Source organism: Amycolatopsis sp. N2S4-7 (genome assembly GCF_058119595.1).
In genome coordinates this window covers 8019821-8036424 of record NZ_CP172299.1, presented here as the reverse complement: position 1 = coordinate 8036424, position 16604 = coordinate 8019821, and the positions used below count along the sequence as shown (strand labels likewise).

The 16604-nt window shown below is 71.7% G+C and carries 20 protein-coding genes; 8 read left to right on the top strand and 12 right to left on the bottom strand.

Annotated elements, in window-relative coordinates; genetic code table 11:
* Positions 1–42: 42 nt before the first annotated feature.
* Positions 43–384: a hypothetical protein gene (locus tag ACH54P_RS38230; protein ID WP_489908158.1), complete on the top strand. Its 342-nt coding sequence runs from the start codon at positions 43–45 to the stop codon at positions 382–384.
* On the opposite strand, the gene ACH54P_RS38225 is transcribed toward ACH54P_RS38230, so the two are convergent.
* From ACH54P_RS38225 to ctaD, 4 genes are all read right to left on the bottom strand, one after another.
* A complete protein-coding gene (locus tag ACH54P_RS38225) occupies positions 381–785 on the bottom strand; it encodes an OsmC family protein (RefSeq protein ID WP_489908157.1) in 405 nt (134 codons plus the stop codon). The two genes, ACH54P_RS38230 and ACH54P_RS38225, sit on opposite strands and share 4 nt — an antisense overlap.
* 15 nt (positions 786–800) lie before the next feature.
* Entirely contained in the window at positions 801–1595 is a 795-nt protein-coding gene (locus tag ACH54P_RS38220) for a peptidyl-tRNA hydrolase (RefSeq protein ID WP_489908156.1), read from the bottom strand.
* Positions 1592–2821 carry a phosphoserine phosphatase SerB gene (gene serB / locus ACH54P_RS38215; RefSeq protein ID WP_489908155.1) on the bottom strand — a complete coding sequence of 410 codons (1230 nt, stop codon included), beginning with the start codon at positions 2819–2821 and terminating at the stop codon, positions 1592–1594. The genes ACH54P_RS38220 and serB overlap by 4 nt, the downstream gene beginning before the upstream one ends.
* Positions 2822–2947: 126 nt before the next feature.
* Positions 2948–4735, bottom strand: coding sequence for an aa3-type cytochrome oxidase subunit I (ctaD, locus tag ACH54P_RS38210; protein WP_489908154.1), 1788 nt, complete (start codon positions 4733–4735; stop codon positions 2948–2950).
* A gap of 136 nt (positions 4736–4871) precedes the next feature.
* On the opposite strand from ctaD, the gene ACH54P_RS38205 reads away from it, so the two are divergent.
* Positions 4872–5696 (top strand): phosphotransferase, encoded by an 825-nt coding sequence (locus tag ACH54P_RS38205; protein ID WP_489908153.1) that lies wholly within the window; start codon positions 4872–4874, stop codon positions 5694–5696.
* Here the strand turns inward: ACH54P_RS38205 and ACH54P_RS38200 are convergent.
* Complete coding sequence (locus ACH54P_RS38200) at positions 5684–6445, bottom strand: alpha/beta fold hydrolase (protein WP_489908152.1); 762 nt, start codon at positions 6443–6445, stop codon at positions 5684–5686. The two genes, ACH54P_RS38205 and ACH54P_RS38200, sit on opposite strands and share 13 nt — an antisense overlap.
* Positions 6446–6496: 51 nt before the next feature.
* On the opposite strand from ACH54P_RS38200, the gene ACH54P_RS38195 reads away from it, so the two are divergent.
* The gene (locus ACH54P_RS38195; RefSeq protein ID WP_489908151.1) at positions 6497–6994 is read left to right on the top strand and encodes a GNAT family N-acetyltransferase; all 498 of its coding nucleotides are present in this window, start codon (positions 6497–6499) and stop codon (positions 6992–6994) included.
* 31 nt (positions 6995–7025) lie between these two features.
* Here the strand turns inward: ACH54P_RS38195 and ACH54P_RS38190 are convergent, their stop codons facing one another.
* The 3 genes from ACH54P_RS38190 to ACH54P_RS38180 all read right to left on the bottom strand — a co-directional run bounded on the left by ACH54P_RS38190 (position 7026) and on the right by ACH54P_RS38180 (position 9949).
* Positions 7026–7331: an Rv1322 family protein gene (locus tag ACH54P_RS38190; RefSeq protein WP_489908150.1), complete on the bottom strand. Its 306-nt coding sequence runs from the start codon at positions 7329–7331 to the stop codon at positions 7026–7028.
* A gap of 207 nt (positions 7332–7538) precedes the next feature.
* On the bottom strand, positions 7539–8636 hold the full coding sequence (locus ACH54P_RS38185; RefSeq protein WP_489908149.1) for an NAD/NADP octopine/nopaline dehydrogenase family protein: 1098 nt from the start codon (positions 8634–8636) through the stop codon (positions 7539–7541).
* 188 nt (positions 8637–8824) lie between these two features.
* Entirely contained in the window at positions 8825–9949 is a 1125-nt protein-coding gene (locus ACH54P_RS38180; protein WP_489908148.1) for an alkaline phosphatase family protein, read from the bottom strand.
* A gap of 206 nt (positions 9950–10155) precedes the next feature.
* Between ACH54P_RS38180 and ACH54P_RS38175 the strand changes: the two genes are divergently transcribed.
* Entirely contained in the window at positions 10156–10365 is a 210-nt protein-coding gene (locus ACH54P_RS38175; RefSeq protein WP_489908147.1) for an FmdB family zinc ribbon protein, read from the top strand.
* Here ACH54P_RS38175 and ACH54P_RS38170 read toward each other — a convergent pair.
* Positions 10362–11480 carry a trans-sulfuration enzyme family protein gene (locus tag ACH54P_RS38170; RefSeq protein ID WP_489908146.1) on the bottom strand — a complete coding sequence of 373 codons (1119 nt, stop codon included), beginning with the start codon at positions 11478–11480 and terminating at the stop codon, positions 10362–10364. The genes ACH54P_RS38175 and ACH54P_RS38170 overlap by 4 nt on opposite strands.
* A gap of 58 nt (positions 11481–11538) precedes the next feature.
* Here ACH54P_RS38170 and ACH54P_RS38165 point away from each other — a divergent pair, with 58 nt between their 5' ends.
* Positions 11539–12015, top strand: a complete 477-nt coding sequence (locus ACH54P_RS38165) for an Lrp/AsnC family transcriptional regulator (protein WP_489908145.1) — start codon at positions 11539–11541, stop codon at positions 12013–12015.
* 10 nt (positions 12016–12025) lie between these two features.
* Here ACH54P_RS38165 and ACH54P_RS38160 read toward each other — a convergent pair whose 3' ends face one another.
* On the bottom strand, positions 12026–12550 hold the full coding sequence (locus ACH54P_RS38160; protein WP_489908144.1) for a P-loop NTPase family protein: 525 nt from the start codon (positions 12548–12550) through the stop codon (positions 12026–12028).
* On the bottom strand, positions 12534–12998 hold the full coding sequence (locus ACH54P_RS38155; protein WP_489908143.1) for an Lrp/AsnC family transcriptional regulator: 465 nt from the start codon (positions 12996–12998) through the stop codon (positions 12534–12536). Before ACH54P_RS38155 ends, ACH54P_RS38160 begins: the two co-directional genes overlap by 17 nt.
* 93 nt (positions 12999–13091) lie before the next feature.
* Between ACH54P_RS38155 and ACH54P_RS38150 the strand changes: the two genes are divergently transcribed.
* The 3 genes from ACH54P_RS38150 to tsaA are packed head-to-tail and all read left to right on the top strand — an operon-like array spanning position 13092 to position 14763.
* Positions 13092–13931, top strand: coding sequence for an LLM class flavin-dependent oxidoreductase (locus ACH54P_RS38150; protein WP_489908142.1), 840 nt, complete (start codon positions 13092–13094; stop codon positions 13929–13931).
* Positions 13928–14356 (top strand): nucleoside deaminase, encoded by a 429-nt coding sequence (locus tag ACH54P_RS38145; protein ID WP_489908141.1) that lies wholly within the window; start codon positions 13928–13930, stop codon positions 14354–14356. Before ACH54P_RS38150 ends, ACH54P_RS38145 begins: the two co-directional genes overlap by 4 nt.
* Positions 14353–14763: a tRNA (N6-threonylcarbamoyladenosine(37)-N6)-methyltransferase TrmO gene (gene tsaA, locus ACH54P_RS38140; RefSeq protein WP_489908140.1), complete on the top strand. Its 411-nt coding sequence runs from the start codon at positions 14353–14355 to the stop codon at positions 14761–14763. The genes ACH54P_RS38145 and tsaA overlap by 4 nt, the downstream gene beginning before the upstream one ends.
* A 25-nt stretch (positions 14764–14788) precedes the next feature.
* Here tsaA and ACH54P_RS38135 read toward each other — a convergent pair whose 3' ends face one another.
* Entirely contained in the window at positions 14789–16555 is a 1767-nt protein-coding gene (locus tag ACH54P_RS38135) for a 3-hydroxyacyl-CoA dehydrogenase family protein (RefSeq protein WP_489908139.1), read from the bottom strand.
* Positions 16556–16604 lie beyond the last annotated feature (49 nt).

Sequence of the window (16604 nt, the reverse complement as noted above, 5' to 3'; positions counted from 1 at the left end):
GCCCGGTACGGTGAACCCACCGAAGCAACAAGGGAGCACCGGTTGACCCAGGATTCGTCCAGCGCCCAGTCCCGGACCGTCAGCGTCGACGACACCGGAGTGCGGCGGCGGCTCGCGGACGGCAGCGAAGAGGCCGTCACGTGGTCCGACCTGTCGTCGGTGATGGTCAGAGTCATCCCTGACGGCCCGTGGAACGAAGACGTCTTCTTCATGCTGGTGGGAACCGACGGCAAGGGCACCGCGGTCCCCAGCGGCGACCCGGCGGCCGACGCGCTGATCGAGCGCCTGCAGGCCCTGCCGGGCTTCGACAACGAGAAGTTCATCGAAGCCATGACGACCGACGCCGACCAGGCCTACGTGGTCTGGGAATCCACCCAGAACTAGGCCCGGGGGAACGTCTCCGTCACGGGGATGCCCTTCTTGAGCGTGCGGCTCACCGTGCAGAGCCGGTCGATCGCCCGGTCCACGGCGGCGGCCAGCGCCTCCCGCTGATCCGCCGGCAATGTCGACACGTCGACGTCGAAAGCGGCGTGCACGCCGTCCAGTTCCGGAGCACCGTCGCGCCGGTCGGCGCTGACGGTGACGCGGAACTTCGAGTCTTCGCCGATCCGCCGCGTGATCAGCTCCTCGGCGGTCACCGCGTTGCAGCCCGCGGCCGCGATCTGCAGGAGTTCGGCGGGCGAGAACGCCCCTTCGGCGCCCGCCCGGCCCAGCCGGACCTCGGCGCCCCGGTCGTTGCGCCCCACGAACGTGTGCTGCCCGTCGCGCTGCACTTCAAGTCCCATGCCCGTTCCAACCGCTCAGGCGGACGCTTGTTCCGGCGCCCACTGCGTGGGCGGGAACTGGGCGAGCACCGTGATGGTGCCCGGATCGACTTCGGTGAACCCGGCGTCCCGGACGGCGATCACCCGGTCGCGCCGCCACGCGCCTTCGGGATCGTCACCCGGGTGCAGCTCTTTCCACTGCGCGACGCCCGGCGTGCGCACGGCGGTACGGTACGCCCGCGCGGCCCAGGCCGCCAGGTCCGCATCCCCCAGCAGGGCGGCCAGGATCATCGTGGCGTGGCCGACCTGCGCGGCGGCCTTGCCGACGGTCATCGGCACGTGCGGGTTGAGCAGGAGCAGCGGCACGCCGTCCGGGATCGGGCCCGGCTCGTCGGCCGGGAGCTCGCTGCCCGAGATCTGCAGGCGCGCGACCTCTTTGGGCGTCTCCGCCACCAGGCCCGGGACCAGGGCCCGCGCCTCGGCGCCGTCGACCTCGACGGTGATGCCCGGCAGGTCCTGGACGGCCGCCCAGTGCGCGCCCCGCGCCCGCCGCGCGACCTTCCGGATCCGGTTGTCGAGCCACGCGTGCATCGGCTCGGCCCACTCGCCGCCGGGCTCGGCCCGCTCGTCCAGGCACACGGCCAGCGCAGCCGCTGCCGCGGCCTCCAGCAGCGGGGTGCGGCCCGGTGGCTCGGCCCGTTCGATGCGCAGGATCACCGGCATCGCCCGGACCTCCTCCGGGAGCTCGTCGGAAGTGTCCGAAGTGTCTTCGGCCGGGAGCCCGAGCCAGTAGGCGTAGCGGGCGCCCAGGGGGTCGAGAACGCTGCTCACGGACGCATCAGCTCGAGCCCGTCGGCGGCGTCGGCCGCTTCGACCTCGCCGCGGGTGAGGCCGAGCACGAACAGCACGGCGTCCAGGTAGGGGTGCGACAGCGCGGTGTCGGCCACCTCGCGCAGCGCGGGCTTGGCGTTGAACGCGACCCCCATGCCCGCCGCCGAAAGCATGTCGATGTCGTTGGCGCCGTCCCCGACCGCGACGCACTGCTCGAGCGGGATGTCGTACTCGCCGGCGAAGCGGCGAAGCACCTTCGCCTTGCCCGCGCGGTCGACGACCTCGCCGACGACCTTCCCGGTGAGCTTGCCGTCCACGATCTCGAGCTCGTTCGCCGCCGCGAAGTCGAGGCCGAGCTCCTCCACCAGGCCGCCGATGACCTGCGTGAACCCGCCGGACACCACCCCGGTCTTGAACCCCATCCGCTTGAGCGTGCGGATCGTCGTGCGGGCACCCGGGGTCAGCTCGATGGACGCGGCGACCTCGTCGATCGCCGTGGCCGGGAGGCCGGCCAGCAGCGCGACCCGCCGTTCCAGCGACTCGGTGAAGTTCAGCTCGCCGCGCATGGCCGCCTCGGTGATCTCGCGGATCTCCGGCTCCACCCCGGCGTGCGCGCCCAGCATCTCGATGACCTCGCCCTGGATCAGGGTCGAGTCGACGTCGAAGACGACCAGCCGCTTCGCCCGGCGCGTGATGCCCGCCCGCTCGACGGCGATGTCGACGCCCGCCTCGACCGCGGCGTCGGCGAGTTCCGACCGCAGCGCGGCGTCGGCCGACGGGGTGTCCTCGTCGACCGAGACGTACAGCTCCAGCCCGGTCACGGGGTAGTCGGCGACGCTGCGGATCGCGTCGATGTTGGCCCCGAGCGACGCCAGCCGGCGCGCGACCTCCGAGAAGCCGCGCGCGGTCACCGGGCGCCCGAGCACGACCAGCACGTGGGAGGAGTCGCGGCGGCCGAGCGCGAACGGGTCGTCCCCGATCGCCGAGCCGATCTTGACGTCGACCTGCATGCCGACGGACGCCAGCGCCTGTTCGACCGACTCCTGCAGGCCCTCCGGGTCGCGGTAGACCCCGGCGAGCACGCCGAGCACCAGCTGCCCGCGGATGACGACCTGCTCGACGTCGAGCACGTCGACGTCGTGCCGGGTCAGCACGGCGAACAGCACGGACGAGACGCCCGGCTTGTCGGGGCCGGTGGTCGTGATCAGGACGGGGGTCTGGGTCACTGGTCATCCCTCGTTCGGCAACGCTGCACGCTCAGTCTGCCGGTCCGGGCTCGAACATAAGTAGAGCGCGTGCCCGGCTTCACAAAAGCCGGGCACGCGCTCACTCGTTCAGGTTATTACTCGTTCTTACTTGTCGCCCTGCTCGCTGGCGTTGTCCTGGGAGTGGTCTCCCGGGATCACCGCTTCGGTGAGCACCTGCGACGGGGCCGCGTGGCTGTTGACCCGCTGCTTCCCGAAGAAGCCGATCTCACCCTCGTTGTGGATGCGCTCGAGCATGTGCGGGTAGTGCAGCTCGAACGCGGGGCGCTCGGAGCGGATCCGGGGCAGCTCGGTGAAGTTGTGCCGCGGCGGCGGGCAGGACGTCGCCCACTCGAGCGAGTTGCCGTAGCCCCACGGGTCGTCCACCGTGACGATCTCGCCGTAGCGGTAGCTCTTGAAGACGTTCCAGATGAACGGCAGCGTCGAGGCACCGAGGATGTACGCACCGATCGTGGAGATCGTGTTCAGCGTGGTGAAGCCGTCACTGGTCAGGTAGTCCGCGTACCGGCGCGGCATGCCCTCCGCGCCCAGCCAGTGCTGGACGAGGAACGTCATGTGGAAGCCGATGAACGTGGTCCAGAAGTGCCACTTGCCGAGCTTCTCGTCCATCATCCGGCCGGTGATCTTCGGGAACCAGAAGTAGATACCGGCGAAGGTGGCGAACACGATCGTGCCGTAGAGCACGTAGTGGAAGTGCGCGACGACGAAGTAGCTGTCCGACACGTGGAAGTCGATCGCCGGCGCGGCCAGCATGATGCCGGTCAGGCCGCCGAAGAGGAACGTGACGATGAAGCCCATCGAGAAGATCATCGGCGTCTCGAAGGACAGCTGGCCCTTCCACATCGTGCCGATCCAGTTGAAGAACTTGATGCCGGTCGGGACGGCGATCAGGAACGTCATGAAGGAGAAGAACGGCAGCAGCACGGCGCCCGTGGCGTACATGTGGTGCGCCCACACCGCGACCGACAGCGCCGCGATGGCCAGCGTCGCCCAGACCAGGCTCTTGTAGCCGAACAGCGGCTTGCGGCTGAACACCGGGAAGATCTCCGACACGATGCCGAAGAACGGCAGCGCGACGATGTACACCTCGGGATGGCCGAAGAACCAGAACAGGTGCTGCCAGAGGATCACACCGCCGTTTTCGGGGTCGAACACGTGCGCCCCGAGGTGCCGGTCCGCCAGCAGGCCCATCAAGGCCGCGGTCAGGATCGGGAAGGCGAGCAGGATCAGGATCGACGTCACCAGGATGTTCCAGGTGAAGATCGGCATCCGGTACATCGTCATGCCCGGCGCGCGCAGGCAGACCACGGTGGTGATCATGTTGACCGCGCCGAGGATGGTGCCGAGACCGGAGACCACCAGGCCGGAGATCCACAGGTCCGCGCCGACGCCCGGCGAGTGGATCGCGTCCGACAGCGGGGTGTAGGCGAACCAGCCGAAGTCGGCGGCGCCACCCGGGGTCAGGAAGCCGGACAGCACGATCAGGCCGCCGAAGAGGTACAGCCAGTACGAGAACGCGTTCAGCCGCGGGAACGCGACGTCCGGCGAACCGATCTGCAGCGGCAGGATGAAGTTCGCGAAGCCGAAGAGGATCGGGGTCGCGTACAGCAGCAGCATCACCGTGCCGTGCATGGTGAACAGCTGGTTGTACTGCTCCTGGGACAGGAACTGCTGCCCGGGCCGCGCCAGCTCGGTGCGGATCAGCATCGCCATCGCGCCGCCCGCCATGAAGAAGGCGAACGACGTGACCAGGTACATGATCCCGATCTGCTTGTGGTCCGTCGTGCGGAACAACCGCAGCAGGTACGAACCCTTAACCGACTCGCGCGCGGGGTACGGGCGCGTGGCGATCGGCTTGGGGGCTACGGCCGTCACTCCTGCCTCCAACACTGAAACCTTGTGGTGGTCATCGTCCGGCCGCCGGGCGCGGGCGAGGCCCGGTTCCGGCGGTCAAGGGGGATCGTAGCCCTCGCTACCGACAGTCGCGCGCACCGGCTGGCAAGATCGGTCCGTGGCCGACGGATACACGCGCGCGGCGGTGGGCGCGGCACTGGCCGTGACCGCCCGGCTGGGCCTGCCGGAGCACGACCCCGAGGTGCTCCACGAACGCTCGAACGTGCTGGTGAGACTGGGTCCGCTGGTCGCCAGGGTGCCGGCGACCACGCGGCTGCTCCGGCCGGACGCGGCGCCCTGGCTCGCCCGCGACGTCGCCCTCTCGAGGTACCTCACGGACCGTGGTGTGCTCGTCGTCTCACCCTCCACGGATCCCCCGGCCGGACCGCATTTCGCCGCCGGTCTGCCGGTCACGCTCTGGCACCACACCCCGCACGATCCGGACCACCGGCACGCACCGGACGTCGTCGCGCGCTCGCTCGCCGGGCTGCACTCGGCGCTGCGGGCGTATCCGGGCGAACTGCCCCGCCGCGGACCGCTCGACGACCTGGAACGGATCCTCGCGCGGCACGACCTGGACGGCGCCGCACCCCGGCTGGCGGCCGAGGCCGCGCGGCTCGAAGACGCGCTGCCGGACGTCGCCGTGCAGCCGCTGCACGGCGACGCCCACCCCGGCAACCTGATCGCGACGGAGGCCGGGCCCTGCTGGCTGGACTTCGAAGACACGTGGTCCGGGCCGCTCGCCTGGGACCTCGGTGTCCTGGCCCGCCAAGGCGGTCCGGAGTACCTCGCCGCGTACCCGGGCGACGTGGACGAAGACGCGCTTCGCGTGTGTACGCGGTTGCGAGAACTCTTCGCCGTCGCGTGGCGCTTCGTCGTCGCTCGGCGGTTTCCGCACCGGCTGCCCGAAGCGCGCTCCGCGCTCGCTGCCTACTTCTCGTGAGTCGCCGGGTACCAGGAGAGGATCGCCTCGACCACGTCCGCCGGGGCCTCCAGCGGCGTCAGGTGCCCGGCCTCCGGCACCACCACGAGCGTCGCGCCGTCCATCACCTCGGCCATCGCGCTCGCGGCCGCCACCGGCGTGATCGGGTCTTCTTCACCGACGATGACGAGAGCCGGGACCCCGCAGTCCCGCAGCAGGTCGACGGAGTCGGGCCGGGTCCGCAGGGCCAGCGCGGTCCACGAGATCCCGCCCGGCGGCTGGGATTCGATGATCTCCCGGACGGTTTCGACGATCTCGGGCCGTCCCTCCAGCGTCGCTGCGGCCAGCAGGTTCGGCAGGTTGGCCTCGGCCAGCCAGCCCGTGATGCCCTCGGCGTCGACGCGGGCCGCGACGTCGAGCCTCGTCTGCGCGGCCTCGGGCGTGTCGGGGGTGGCCTTGGTGTCGATGAGCACCAGGCCGCCGACCCGCTCCGGCGCCAGCCTCAGCACCGCCATCGCGAGGTAGCCGCCCATCGAACAGCCGCCGAGCACGACCCGGTCCAGCTCCAGCCGGTCGAGCAGCGCGACGACGTCGCGCGCGGCGTCTTCGAGGCTCGGCTCGCGGTCGGACTCCGGCAGCGGCGAGCGGCCGAGCCCGCGCTGGTCCGGGGTGATCACCCGAAGGTGTGACGCGAGGGGCTCGCGCACCGCGTCCCACATGCGGGCGTCCAGGGGAAAGGCGTGGAGGAGGACCAGCGGCAGTTCGGTCATGCGCGTCATTTTGGCGGAGAACTGTCGGACCCCCGCGCTAGCTTCGCCGACGTGTTCACCGACATCGAAACCGACCGGCTGCTGCTGCGTCCGCTCCACGAGGCGGACCGGCAGGCGATAGTCGACATCCACACCGACCCGCGCACCAACCGCTTCAACCCCGACCCACCCGACGTCCCGGCCGCGTCGGCGATGTTCTCGGGGTGGCTGGCGCACTGGGCCGAGCACGGCTTCGGCTACCCCGCGGTGCTCGAACGCGGCGGCACCGAGGTGCTCGGCGTGTGCGGCGTGCGGCTGCGGGACTTCCACGGCGAGAAGGTGCTGAACCTCGGCTACCGGTTCCGGCCGTCCGCGTGGGGCAAGGGCTACGCGGCCGAGGCCGGGCAGGCGGTGCTGGAGTGGTGTGCCCGCGAGCTGCCGTCCCTGCCGGTGCTGGCGAGCGTGAGCACCGCGAACAAGCCGTCGCTGCGGGTGGCCGAGCGGCTCGGCTTCACCGAGTACACGGAGGAGATGTACGAGGGCGCGATGTCGCGCCACTACCGGCGCTGAGCCGGGCGGTGTTTGACAACTCCAGAGCGAATCACCGGCGGCGCTGCGGGCGGCGTCGCGCGCGGGCGTCCCAGCAGGGACGGTGCCAGTGGCGCCGGTCGGCGACCGAACCGGTCTCGTCGGCGGGCCAGACGACGAGGTGCGGCGTCCCCGGCCGGATCTCGTGGTCGCAGCCGGGGCAGCGGTAGAACTTGGTGGCCTGGGCCCCGGGCACGGTCCGGACCAGCCAGTCGCCGTCCACCCCGGACTCGGCGCGCGCCCACCCGGTGGCGGCACCGAGGTCCCGCTCGGGCGGCCCACCGTCCGACCGGCGGCCGGGACGGTTGCGTCGAGGCACACCCCCACGTTATCCGCCCCTCCCGAACCGACCCTCCCGGCACACAACCCGACCCCCAGGCACGCGAACCAACCGTCCAGGTACGCGAGTCGTCCACCTGGGTACGCGTGTCGTCCACCTGAGTACGCGTGTCGTCCACTTGAGTACGCGTGTCGACCCCCCAAGCACGCGTGATGCCCCTCCAATCACGCGCGATGCCCGCTGGGCTCAGGCCGCCCGGTCCGCCAACCGGCCGTCCTGCAGCCGGCGGAGGATGCCCTCGTGGCCGAGGCCGTCCCAGCCGAGCCGGCCCAGCGTCCGGCCGGTCCGGCGGAAGTCCTCGCCGCCGAGCACGGACATGATCGTGATCGCGGCGTCGACCATCGGCGTGGCGACGCCGGCGCACCGCGCGAGTGCTTGCAGCGGCACGAGTGTGGAGCGGATGTCCTCGGTGAGGAAGCGGTGGTCGAGGCTGGTCGGCGCGGCGATCGTCCGGTAGGGCTCCACGGTCCGCAGCGCGTCGAGCAGAGTCGTGGCCGGGCAGCCGTAGTAGCGGTCGAGGACCTCGGTCATGGGCAGCAGCCGCGCACCGTAGGCCCGCGCGACGGCGGCGAACTCGGCCTCGGTGCGCTCCAGCAAGGCGATCGTGCGCGGCGAAACGCCTTCGACGTAGAAGAGCAGCTCCTCGGCGCGGTCGATGGTGCCGAGGTTGGCGAGCGCGATCGGCACGTGCGCGACCGCGCCGAAGTCGTGCAGGCCGCGCTCCACCGGGTTGCGGGCGAGCTCCAGCATCGGGAACCACTCGCGCAGCAGGCCGGCGTGCCGTCCGACGGCGGCCGCGGTGCTGCCGGAGATCAGGTTCCAGCGCTTCACGCCGAGCACGGTGACGCCATCGGTTCCGGACGGCCGCGCGGCGAACAGCGCGTCGGTCTCGACGACGTCGACCGCCGGCGCCCCGGCGGCAGCGAGCGCGTGGGCGAACTCGACGCTCCCGCACAGCTTGCCGGAGAACAGGACCACGACCTGCCCGGGTTCGAGGTACGGCGCGATGCGCGCGGCGACCTCCGGGTAGGCGGTGGTCACGGTGGCGACCAGCACGACCGCGCGCCCGGCCAGGGCAGCCGGGTCCGCGGTCACTTCCCGCAGCGGAAACCGCCCGTCGAGCACGCCCCGCGCGACGATCTCCCGTCGGCGCGCGATCTCCTCCACGGCCCGGAGATCCCGCGTGCAGAGGTGCACGGGCAGCTCCCGCGCCGCGAGGTACGCGGCCACGGCCCGCCCCTCACCACCGGCCCCGACGACCCCGATCCCGTCCAGCACGCTCATGCCCGCCCACTCCCGTCAGTCCGGTACGCAGTGGACAGGTCGGCACAAGCAGTCGGAAAGTTCCCGCCGGCGCCGGTTCCCGAAAACGGGACCCCGGACTCGCGAGCCGACGCTCCAAGCACGCGAGCCGACCGCCCGGCCACGCGAGCCGACCCTCCAGGGACGCAAGTTCGCCGTTCCGGCCCAGGTCACCCCTGGGCGAGGGCCAGCGGAACCAGCTGCTCGGCGGTGGTGAGCGAGCCGTGCTGCCCGATCAGCGACGTCTCCACGGCTTCCGCGAGCCCTCGCACCATCCCGAACCGGTCGCGGGCCGCGGCGACGACGTCGCCGATGCGCGGCAGCACCCGGTCGCTGACCGTGTGGCCGAACCAGCCCTCGGCGACGGCCTCCTCCCGCGACCGCACCCAGGCCCGCTCGCCCAGCACCTCCCGCCAGGCCGCGAGGACGTCGCCGGCCGCGCCCGGTTCGGTGTAGACGTGCCGGGCGCGGACCTCACCGCCGAACGTCCGGACGCCCTCCAGCAGCTCCGGGGCGTCTTCGAGGTCGAGCTTGTCCTCGACAGTCACCATCCCGTGGTCGGCCACCACCGCGAGCAGGGCCCCGGAGGGCAGACCGTCCACAAGGGACTCGACGAGCCGGTCGACCTGCCGCAGCTGCATCCGCCACGCGGCCGATCCAGGGCCGTACACGTGCCCGAGCAGGTCGAGTTCGCTGTGGTAGGCGTAGCAGAACGCACGGCCGTCGAGCACGGACAGCGTCCGCGCGGCGAGGTCGCCCAGCGCGTGCACCCCGGCGTAGCGCGCCCCGCTCTGGGTGGCTCGGGTCAGCGCCGTGTCGGCGAACTTGGCCGAGGACACCACCGCGGCGTCGATCCCCGCCGCGGCGGCCCGCTCGAAGGTCGTCTGCAGTGGCTGCACCTCGCGGGGCGGGAGGGCACCGCGAAGGTCGCCGCCGTCCTCGTGGCTGCACCAGCGCAACGCGTTGAGCACGCCCGTGCCCGGCATCTCGAAGGTGTAGCCGACCATGCCGTGCTCGCCCGACGCGAGCCCGGTACCGATGGCGGCCACCCCGGCGGCCGTCGTCGACGGGAAGCCCACGCGCAACGACTCCCGCGCGAGCTCGGCCAGCACCGGGGCATCCGCGGCGTGCTCGGCGAGGAGCTCCCAGCCGAGCCCGTCGATGAGCAGCACCCCGGCGCTGCGCGCTTCCGGCAGCACCAGCGAGTTCCCGCAGCCGGGCACCCCGAGCGCGGCGAGCAGGGACGGGACGACCTGGCCGAGGTGCGGAACATCGGCAAGCAAAGGCGGCTGCACGCGCTCAGCTTCCCACTGATCCACCTTCACGGGGGTCCGGGTGCAGACCGGGGCGGAGACCGGGCGAGGCAGAGGCCCGGCCGGGCGGCGGAAGGTCGGGCGGGGAAGGCCCAGCCGGACCCGACAGCATCCGAGCGGCCGAGCCCCCACACCCCCACCGAGGCCCAGGGGGTGTCATCGCGGGCCGTTCCAGCGATAATTGCCCTATGCCGACCTACGCTTACCGTTGCCGCGAGTGCACCGAGACCTTTGAGCTCCTGCGCCCGATGAGCGAATCGAGTGCGCCGGCGGCCTGCCCGGAGGGGCACCGCGACACCGTCAAGCTGCTCACCACCGTCGCCCTCACCGGGGCCGCGGGTGGTCCCGCGGCTCCGGCCGGTGGGGGCGGGTGCTGTGGGGGCGGCTGCTGCGGCTAGAGCGCCTTCAGCGCCTGCTCCAAGTCAGCCCACAGGTCCTCGACGTCCTCCAGCCCGGCCGACAGCCGGAGCAGCTGGTCGGACACTCCGGCGTCGTGACGGTCGCCGGCGTCGACGATGCGGTGGCTGATCGAACCCGGGTGCTGGATCAGCGTGTCGACGCTGCCCAGGCTGACCGCCGGCGTGATCAGGCGGACCGCGCCGATGAGGGCGTGGGGGTCGCCGTCGACCTCGAAAGCCACCAGGGGGCCGCCGATCCGGGGGTAATGAACGGCCGTCACCGCTGGGTGGTCGCCGAGACGTGAAGCGAGCGTTGCCGCGGTTGCGGACGCCGCGTTGACGCGCAGCGGCAGCGTGGAAAGCCCGCGCAGCAACAGGTATCCGGCCAGCGGGTGCAGCACGCCGCCGGTGGCGAAGCGGATCTGGCGCAGCCGGGCGGCTTCCGCGGCGTCGCACGCGACGATCCCGCCCATCACGTCGCCGTGGCCGCCGAGGAACTTCGTCGCGCTGTGCAGCACGATCCGCGCTCCGTCGTTGCCCGGGCGCTGGAGCACCGGGGTGGCGAACGTGTTGTCCACCACCAGGGGCACGTCTCCACACGCACGAGCCAGCGCGGCGATGTCGACCTCGGCCAGCGTCGGGTTCGCGGGCGTCTCGACGAACACCAGCCCGGTGTCGGGCCGCAGGGCGGCGGCGACCGCGCCGGGGGCGGCCCAGGTGACCTCGGTGCCGAGCAGCCCGGACTCGAGCAGGTGGTCGCTGCAGCCGTACAGCGGGCGGACGGCGACGACGTGCCGTTTCCCTTGCGCCACCGCGGAAAGCAGGCAGGCCGAGACGGCGGCCATGCCACTGGCGAACGCGACGCCGTGGTCGAAGCCTTCGAGTTCGGCGAGGGCCCGTTCGAACCGCTCCACCGTCGGGTTGCCCACCCGGCCGTAGATCGGCGGGCCGTCGAGTTCGGCCCCGGCGGCGAAGGCGTCGATCCGGGCGGCTTCGGCGGCGCTGTCGCGGGACGGGTACGTCGTGGACAGGTCGAGCGGAGCGGCGTGGACGCCGAGGTCCGTGAGATCGTCACGGCCAGCGTGAACGGCTCGGGTACGCAGCGCGGAAGTCATGCGAGCATGGTCGATGTTTTCCCGGATCGGGAGCAAGACTCTCGGATATCATTCGCCGATGTCCGCTTTCGTCGAACTGAGTCCGGCTGACCTCGAGATTCTGCGCCTGCTGCAGAACGATGCCCGGATCACCAACAAGGACCTGGCGGCCGCGGTCGGCATCGCGCCGTCGACGTGCCTGGACCGTGTGGCCCGGCTGCGGGACACCGGCGTGATCACCGGCCAGCACGCCTCGGTCGACGCGGCCAAGCTGGGGCGGCCGCTGGAGGCGTTCCTGTTCGTCCAGGTCCGCCCGCACCGGCGGCCGCTGGTGGACGCGTTCGTCGAGCACCTGCTGTCCCTGCCGGAGGTGCGCGCGGTCTACCACCTGACCGGCCCGGACGACTTCCTCGCGCACGTGGCGACCGGCTCGGCCGGCGAGCTGCAACGCCTGGTCCTCGACGAGCTGACCGCCCGCGACGAGGTCGCCCGCGTCCACACGAACCTGGTGTTCCAGCACTGGAGCGGCGGCCCGCTGCTGCCGCCGGGCGCATAAGACCCCTGAGTCAGAGCGTCTCGAGCCACCGGCGCGTCTCGCGCGGCGACGTCAGGCGGACGACCTCGGGGCTGGGCGATGCGGCGGCCCACGCCCGGATGCGCGCCCGCTTGGTCGCGAACGACGTGAAGTGCCAGCGGATGATCGAATCGGCGGAGAACACCTGCCGGACGGACTCGACGTTGCCGTTGCAGATCCGGGCTCGCGTCACCGAACGCACCAGCGTCCGGCGCAGCAGGCGGCCCAGCGACAGCCAGCGCGGATAATCCAGCGCCACGATCAGGTCCGCACGCTCCAGCGCGATCTCCCGCCACTTCGAGTAAGCGGAATCGATGACCCAGCGCTCGCCCGCGCAGACTTCGCCGATGCGGCGGCGCTGCTCGTCGTCGGGGACCGCGACCCAGCCGGGTTCCCACGTCAGGTCGTCGACCGAGTGGTAGGGCAGGCCGGTCCGCGAGGCGATCGCCGCCGCCAGGGTCGACTTGCCCGAGCCGGTCACGCCGTAGACGACGATGCGCTCAGGACTCGAGGTCACGGGCGGGCTCCCGCGGCCCGCGGTAGGGCAGCGTCTGGCTGTAGACGACGTTCGTGGTCGTGCCGCCGAACTGGGCCAGCTCGTCCATCGTGTGCTCGAGGTGGGCCATGGAGGCCGCGGCGATCTTGAGCGTGTAGCAGTCGTCTCCGGTGGTGCGCAGGCATTCGAGGATCTCGAGGCGCTCCGCGAGCAGCTTGTGCAGCGGCTCGTGGCGGCTGCCCGGGTACTTGAGCCGGACGACGGCGAGCACCGGGTAGCCGACCTTGCCGAGGTCGACCTCCGCGCGGTACCCGGTGATCACCCCGGCGGCCTCGAGCCGCCGGAGGCGTTCGGTCGCGGCCGAGGCACTCAGGTTCACCCGGCGGCCCAGCTCGGTGAGCGGCAACCGGGCGTCACGCTGGAGCTCGACCAGGATGGCCCAGTCCGTCGCGTCGAGACTCTCGGTCATCCGGCGAATATACCGCCGGATCCACGGCGCAAACGGCAGAACGCCGTGATCGTTCCCTTCCGATCACGGCTGGGGCATCGATAGCCTTTCCGGGTGAAGATCGGCGTGAACGTCCCCAACTTCGGCCCCGGCACGGACCCCGACGTGCTGCGCGCCTGGGCGCAAACGATCGAAGGCCTCGGCTACGACCTGCTGATGGTGTCCGACCACGTCGCGATCACGCCCGACGTCGCCGGGCAGTACCCGGCGCCGTTCTACGAGCCGTTCACGACGCTGTCCTGGCTGGCCGGCGTCACCCACCGGGTGCGGCTGGGCACCACCGTCCTGGTGGTGCCGTACCGGCACCCGCTGCTGGTGGCGCGGATGGCGGCGAACCTCGACGCGCTCAGCGGCGGGCGGCTGGTGCTCGGCGCCGGCATCGGCTGGGCCAAGCAGGAATTCGACGCGCTCGGCGTGCCGTTCGAGCGGCGCGGCAAGCTCACCAGCGAGTACCTCCGGGCGATCCGCGCGGCCTGGGCCGACCACGACGACTACCGCGCGGGCCCGATCCCGCTGTGGCTCGGCGGCCACAGCGACGCGGGGTTGCGCCGCGCGGTGGAACTCGGCGACGCCTGGCACCCGCTGCGGCTGACGATGGCCGGGTTCCGGGAAGGGCTGGCGCGCCTGGAAAACCTGGCGGGCGACCGGCCGGTCCCCGCCTTCGCGCCCCGGATCCTGCTGCGGGTGACCGCGGCACCGGTCACCGGGCCCGAGCGACGCGCCGGCGAGGGCACGCTCGACCAGATCGCCGACGACCTGGCGCAGCTGCGGGCACTGGGGGCGGACACCGTCGTGCTCGACCCGTTCGACGCGGACCCGGCCGAAACGCTGCGCCCGGAATTGGCGTGGCGTGACCTCGCGGCGGTCGCCGCATCCTGGAGGGAGAACCTGTGAAGGACACCGAAGAAGCCCTGCTCCGGCGGGCGATCGAGCTCGCCCGCGAGGCCCGCGAGGAACACGGCAACCCGCCGTTCGGCTCGCTGCTGGCCGACGCCGACGGCAAGGTGCTGGCCGAGGACCGCAACACGTCGTTGACGGACAACGACATCACCGCGCACCCGGAGCTGAAGCTCGCCCGCTGGGCGGCGCAGAACCTGGATCCGGCGGCCGCGGCGGCGACCACGATGTTCACCAGCACGCAGCCGTGCGGAATGTGCACCGGCGCGATCGAACGGTCCGGGCTGGGCCGGGTCGTCTACGCGCTCTCGACCGAGCAGTTCCTCACCCTGCGCCCGCCGGTCACCTGGGGCGGGTACCAGCTCGAAGGTCCCGCCCTGTTCGACGAGGCGCGCGTGCCCGTCGAGGGGTACTACCGGTGACGAGCTACCAGGTGCGGCCGGTGGCGCGCATCGAGTCGTCCCTGACGGACCGCGGGACGGCTCCGAAGCAGGGCGACGAGGGCGCGCCGCCGTCCCGGGTGGTGTTCGCGCCGGAGTTCCGCGCGGCGGCGGCCGACCTCCGCCCCGGCGACCGGCTGGTGCTGCTGACCTGGCTGCACGAGGCGGACCGCGACGTCCAGGCGGTCCACCCGCGCGGCGACCGGGACCGCCCGAGCACCGGGGTGTTCTCCACCCGGTCCCCGGACCGCCCGAACCCGATCGGCCTCCACACGGTGACGGTGACGGCGGTCGAGGACGGCGCGCTCACGGTCACGGGGTCGGAAGCCATCGACGGCACCCCGGTGCTGGACGTGAAGCCGGTCCTCGGCGAGGTGGCCGAGCGCTGAGCCCGGCCGGAGCCCGGGAAGCCGGTCAGTAGTCCTTGAAACCCTTCCCGGTCTTCCGGCCGAGCCGGCCGGCCGTCACCAGGTGCTCCAGCAGCGGCGCCGGCGCGAAGCCCTCTTCGCGGAACTCGTTGTACAACGTCCGCTGGATCGCCAGCGAGACGTCGAGGCCGACGACGTCCAGCAGCTCGAACGGGCCCATCGGCAGGCCGCAGCCCACCTTCATGGCCGTGTCGATGTCGTTCGCCCCCGCGTAGTGGGCTTCCAGCATCTTCACCGCGTCGTTGAGGTACGGGAACAGCAGCGCGTTGACGATGAAGCCCGCGCGGTCGCCGCAGTGGACGGCGTGCTTGCCGACCGCGGCGCAGACCGCGCTCGCCGTCGCCACCACGTCCGGCGCGGTCGCGATCGTCGACACCACCTCGACCAGCTTCATCACCGGGGCCGGGTTGAAGAAGTGGAGACCGACCACATCGGACGGCCGGGACGTCGCCGCCGCGCACTCGATCACCGGGAGGGACGACGTCGTCGTCGCCAGGACCGCGCCGGGGCGGACGACCTCGTCCAGCGCCGCGAACACCGCCTGCTTCACCGAAAGCTCCTCGGCCACCGCTTCGACGACCAGGTCCACGTCGGCCAGCGCTTCGAAGTCGGTGACCGGGGTGATCCGGGCCAGCGCGGCCGAAGCGTCCTCTTCGGACAGCTTGCCCTTGACCACGGCCTTGTCGAGTGACTTCTTGACGCGAGCCACCGACGCCTGCGCCTTCTCCAGGCTCCGGGCGCGCAGCACGACGTCGAGGCCGCGCTTGGCGAACACCTCGGCGATACCGGTGGCCATCGTCCCCGTCCCGACCACGCCCACGCGAGCGACCGGCCGCGGCGGCACCGAGTCCACAGTGGACGCAACCTCGGCGGCGACCACGTTGGGCGAATCCGGTGCGTCGTAGGTGTAGAAGCCGCGGCCGGTCTTGCGGCCGAGCAGGCCCGCCGTGATCATCTGCTTGAGCAGCGGCGCCGGCGCGTGCAGCCGGTTGCGGGACTGGTGGTACATCGTGTCGAGGATTTCGTTCGCGGTGTCCAGCCCGATCAGGTCGAGCAGCGCGAGCGGGCCCATCGGGTAGCCGCAGCCGAAGCGCATCGCGGCGTCGAGGTCCTCGCGCGTGGCGTACCGCTGCTCGTACATCCGCACCGCGTGGTTGAGGTACCCGAACAGCAGCGCGTTGGCGATGAACCCGGCGCGGTCGCCGATCACCACCGGCACCTTGCCGAGCCGCTCGGCGAAGGCGACCACCTCGGTGACCACCTCCGGCTCGGTCACCACGGTCTTCACGATCTCGACGAGCTTCTGCACCGGCGCCGGGTTGAAGAAGTGCATGCCGACAACCTTGCCCGGCCGCGTGGTGTGCACCCCGATCTCGGTGATCGAGAGCGACGACGTGTTGGACGCGAACACGACCTCGGGCCGGGTGATCTTGTCCAGCTCGGTGAAGACGTCGGCCTTGAGTTCCAGGCTCTCCGGGATCGCCTCGATCACCAGGTCCACATCGGACAGATCCGACAGCGAAGTGCTGTACCGGATCCGGCCCAGGAGCGCCTCACGCGCGGGAGCATCCAGCTTTCCCCCGGAAAGGGCCCGTTCCGTGGAGTGCCGCAGGTGCCCGCGGCCCCGCGCGACCCCCGCCTCGTCGAGCTCGACCGTGACGACGTCGAGCCCGCTGCGCGCGAGCACTTCGGCGATCCCGGCCCCCATCGTGCCCAGGCCGATCACTCCGACCGTCGAGATGTCCCGCGCCATCGAGGCCTCCAGAGATGTTACTCGCTGGTAATTGCCCCGATACTGCCAC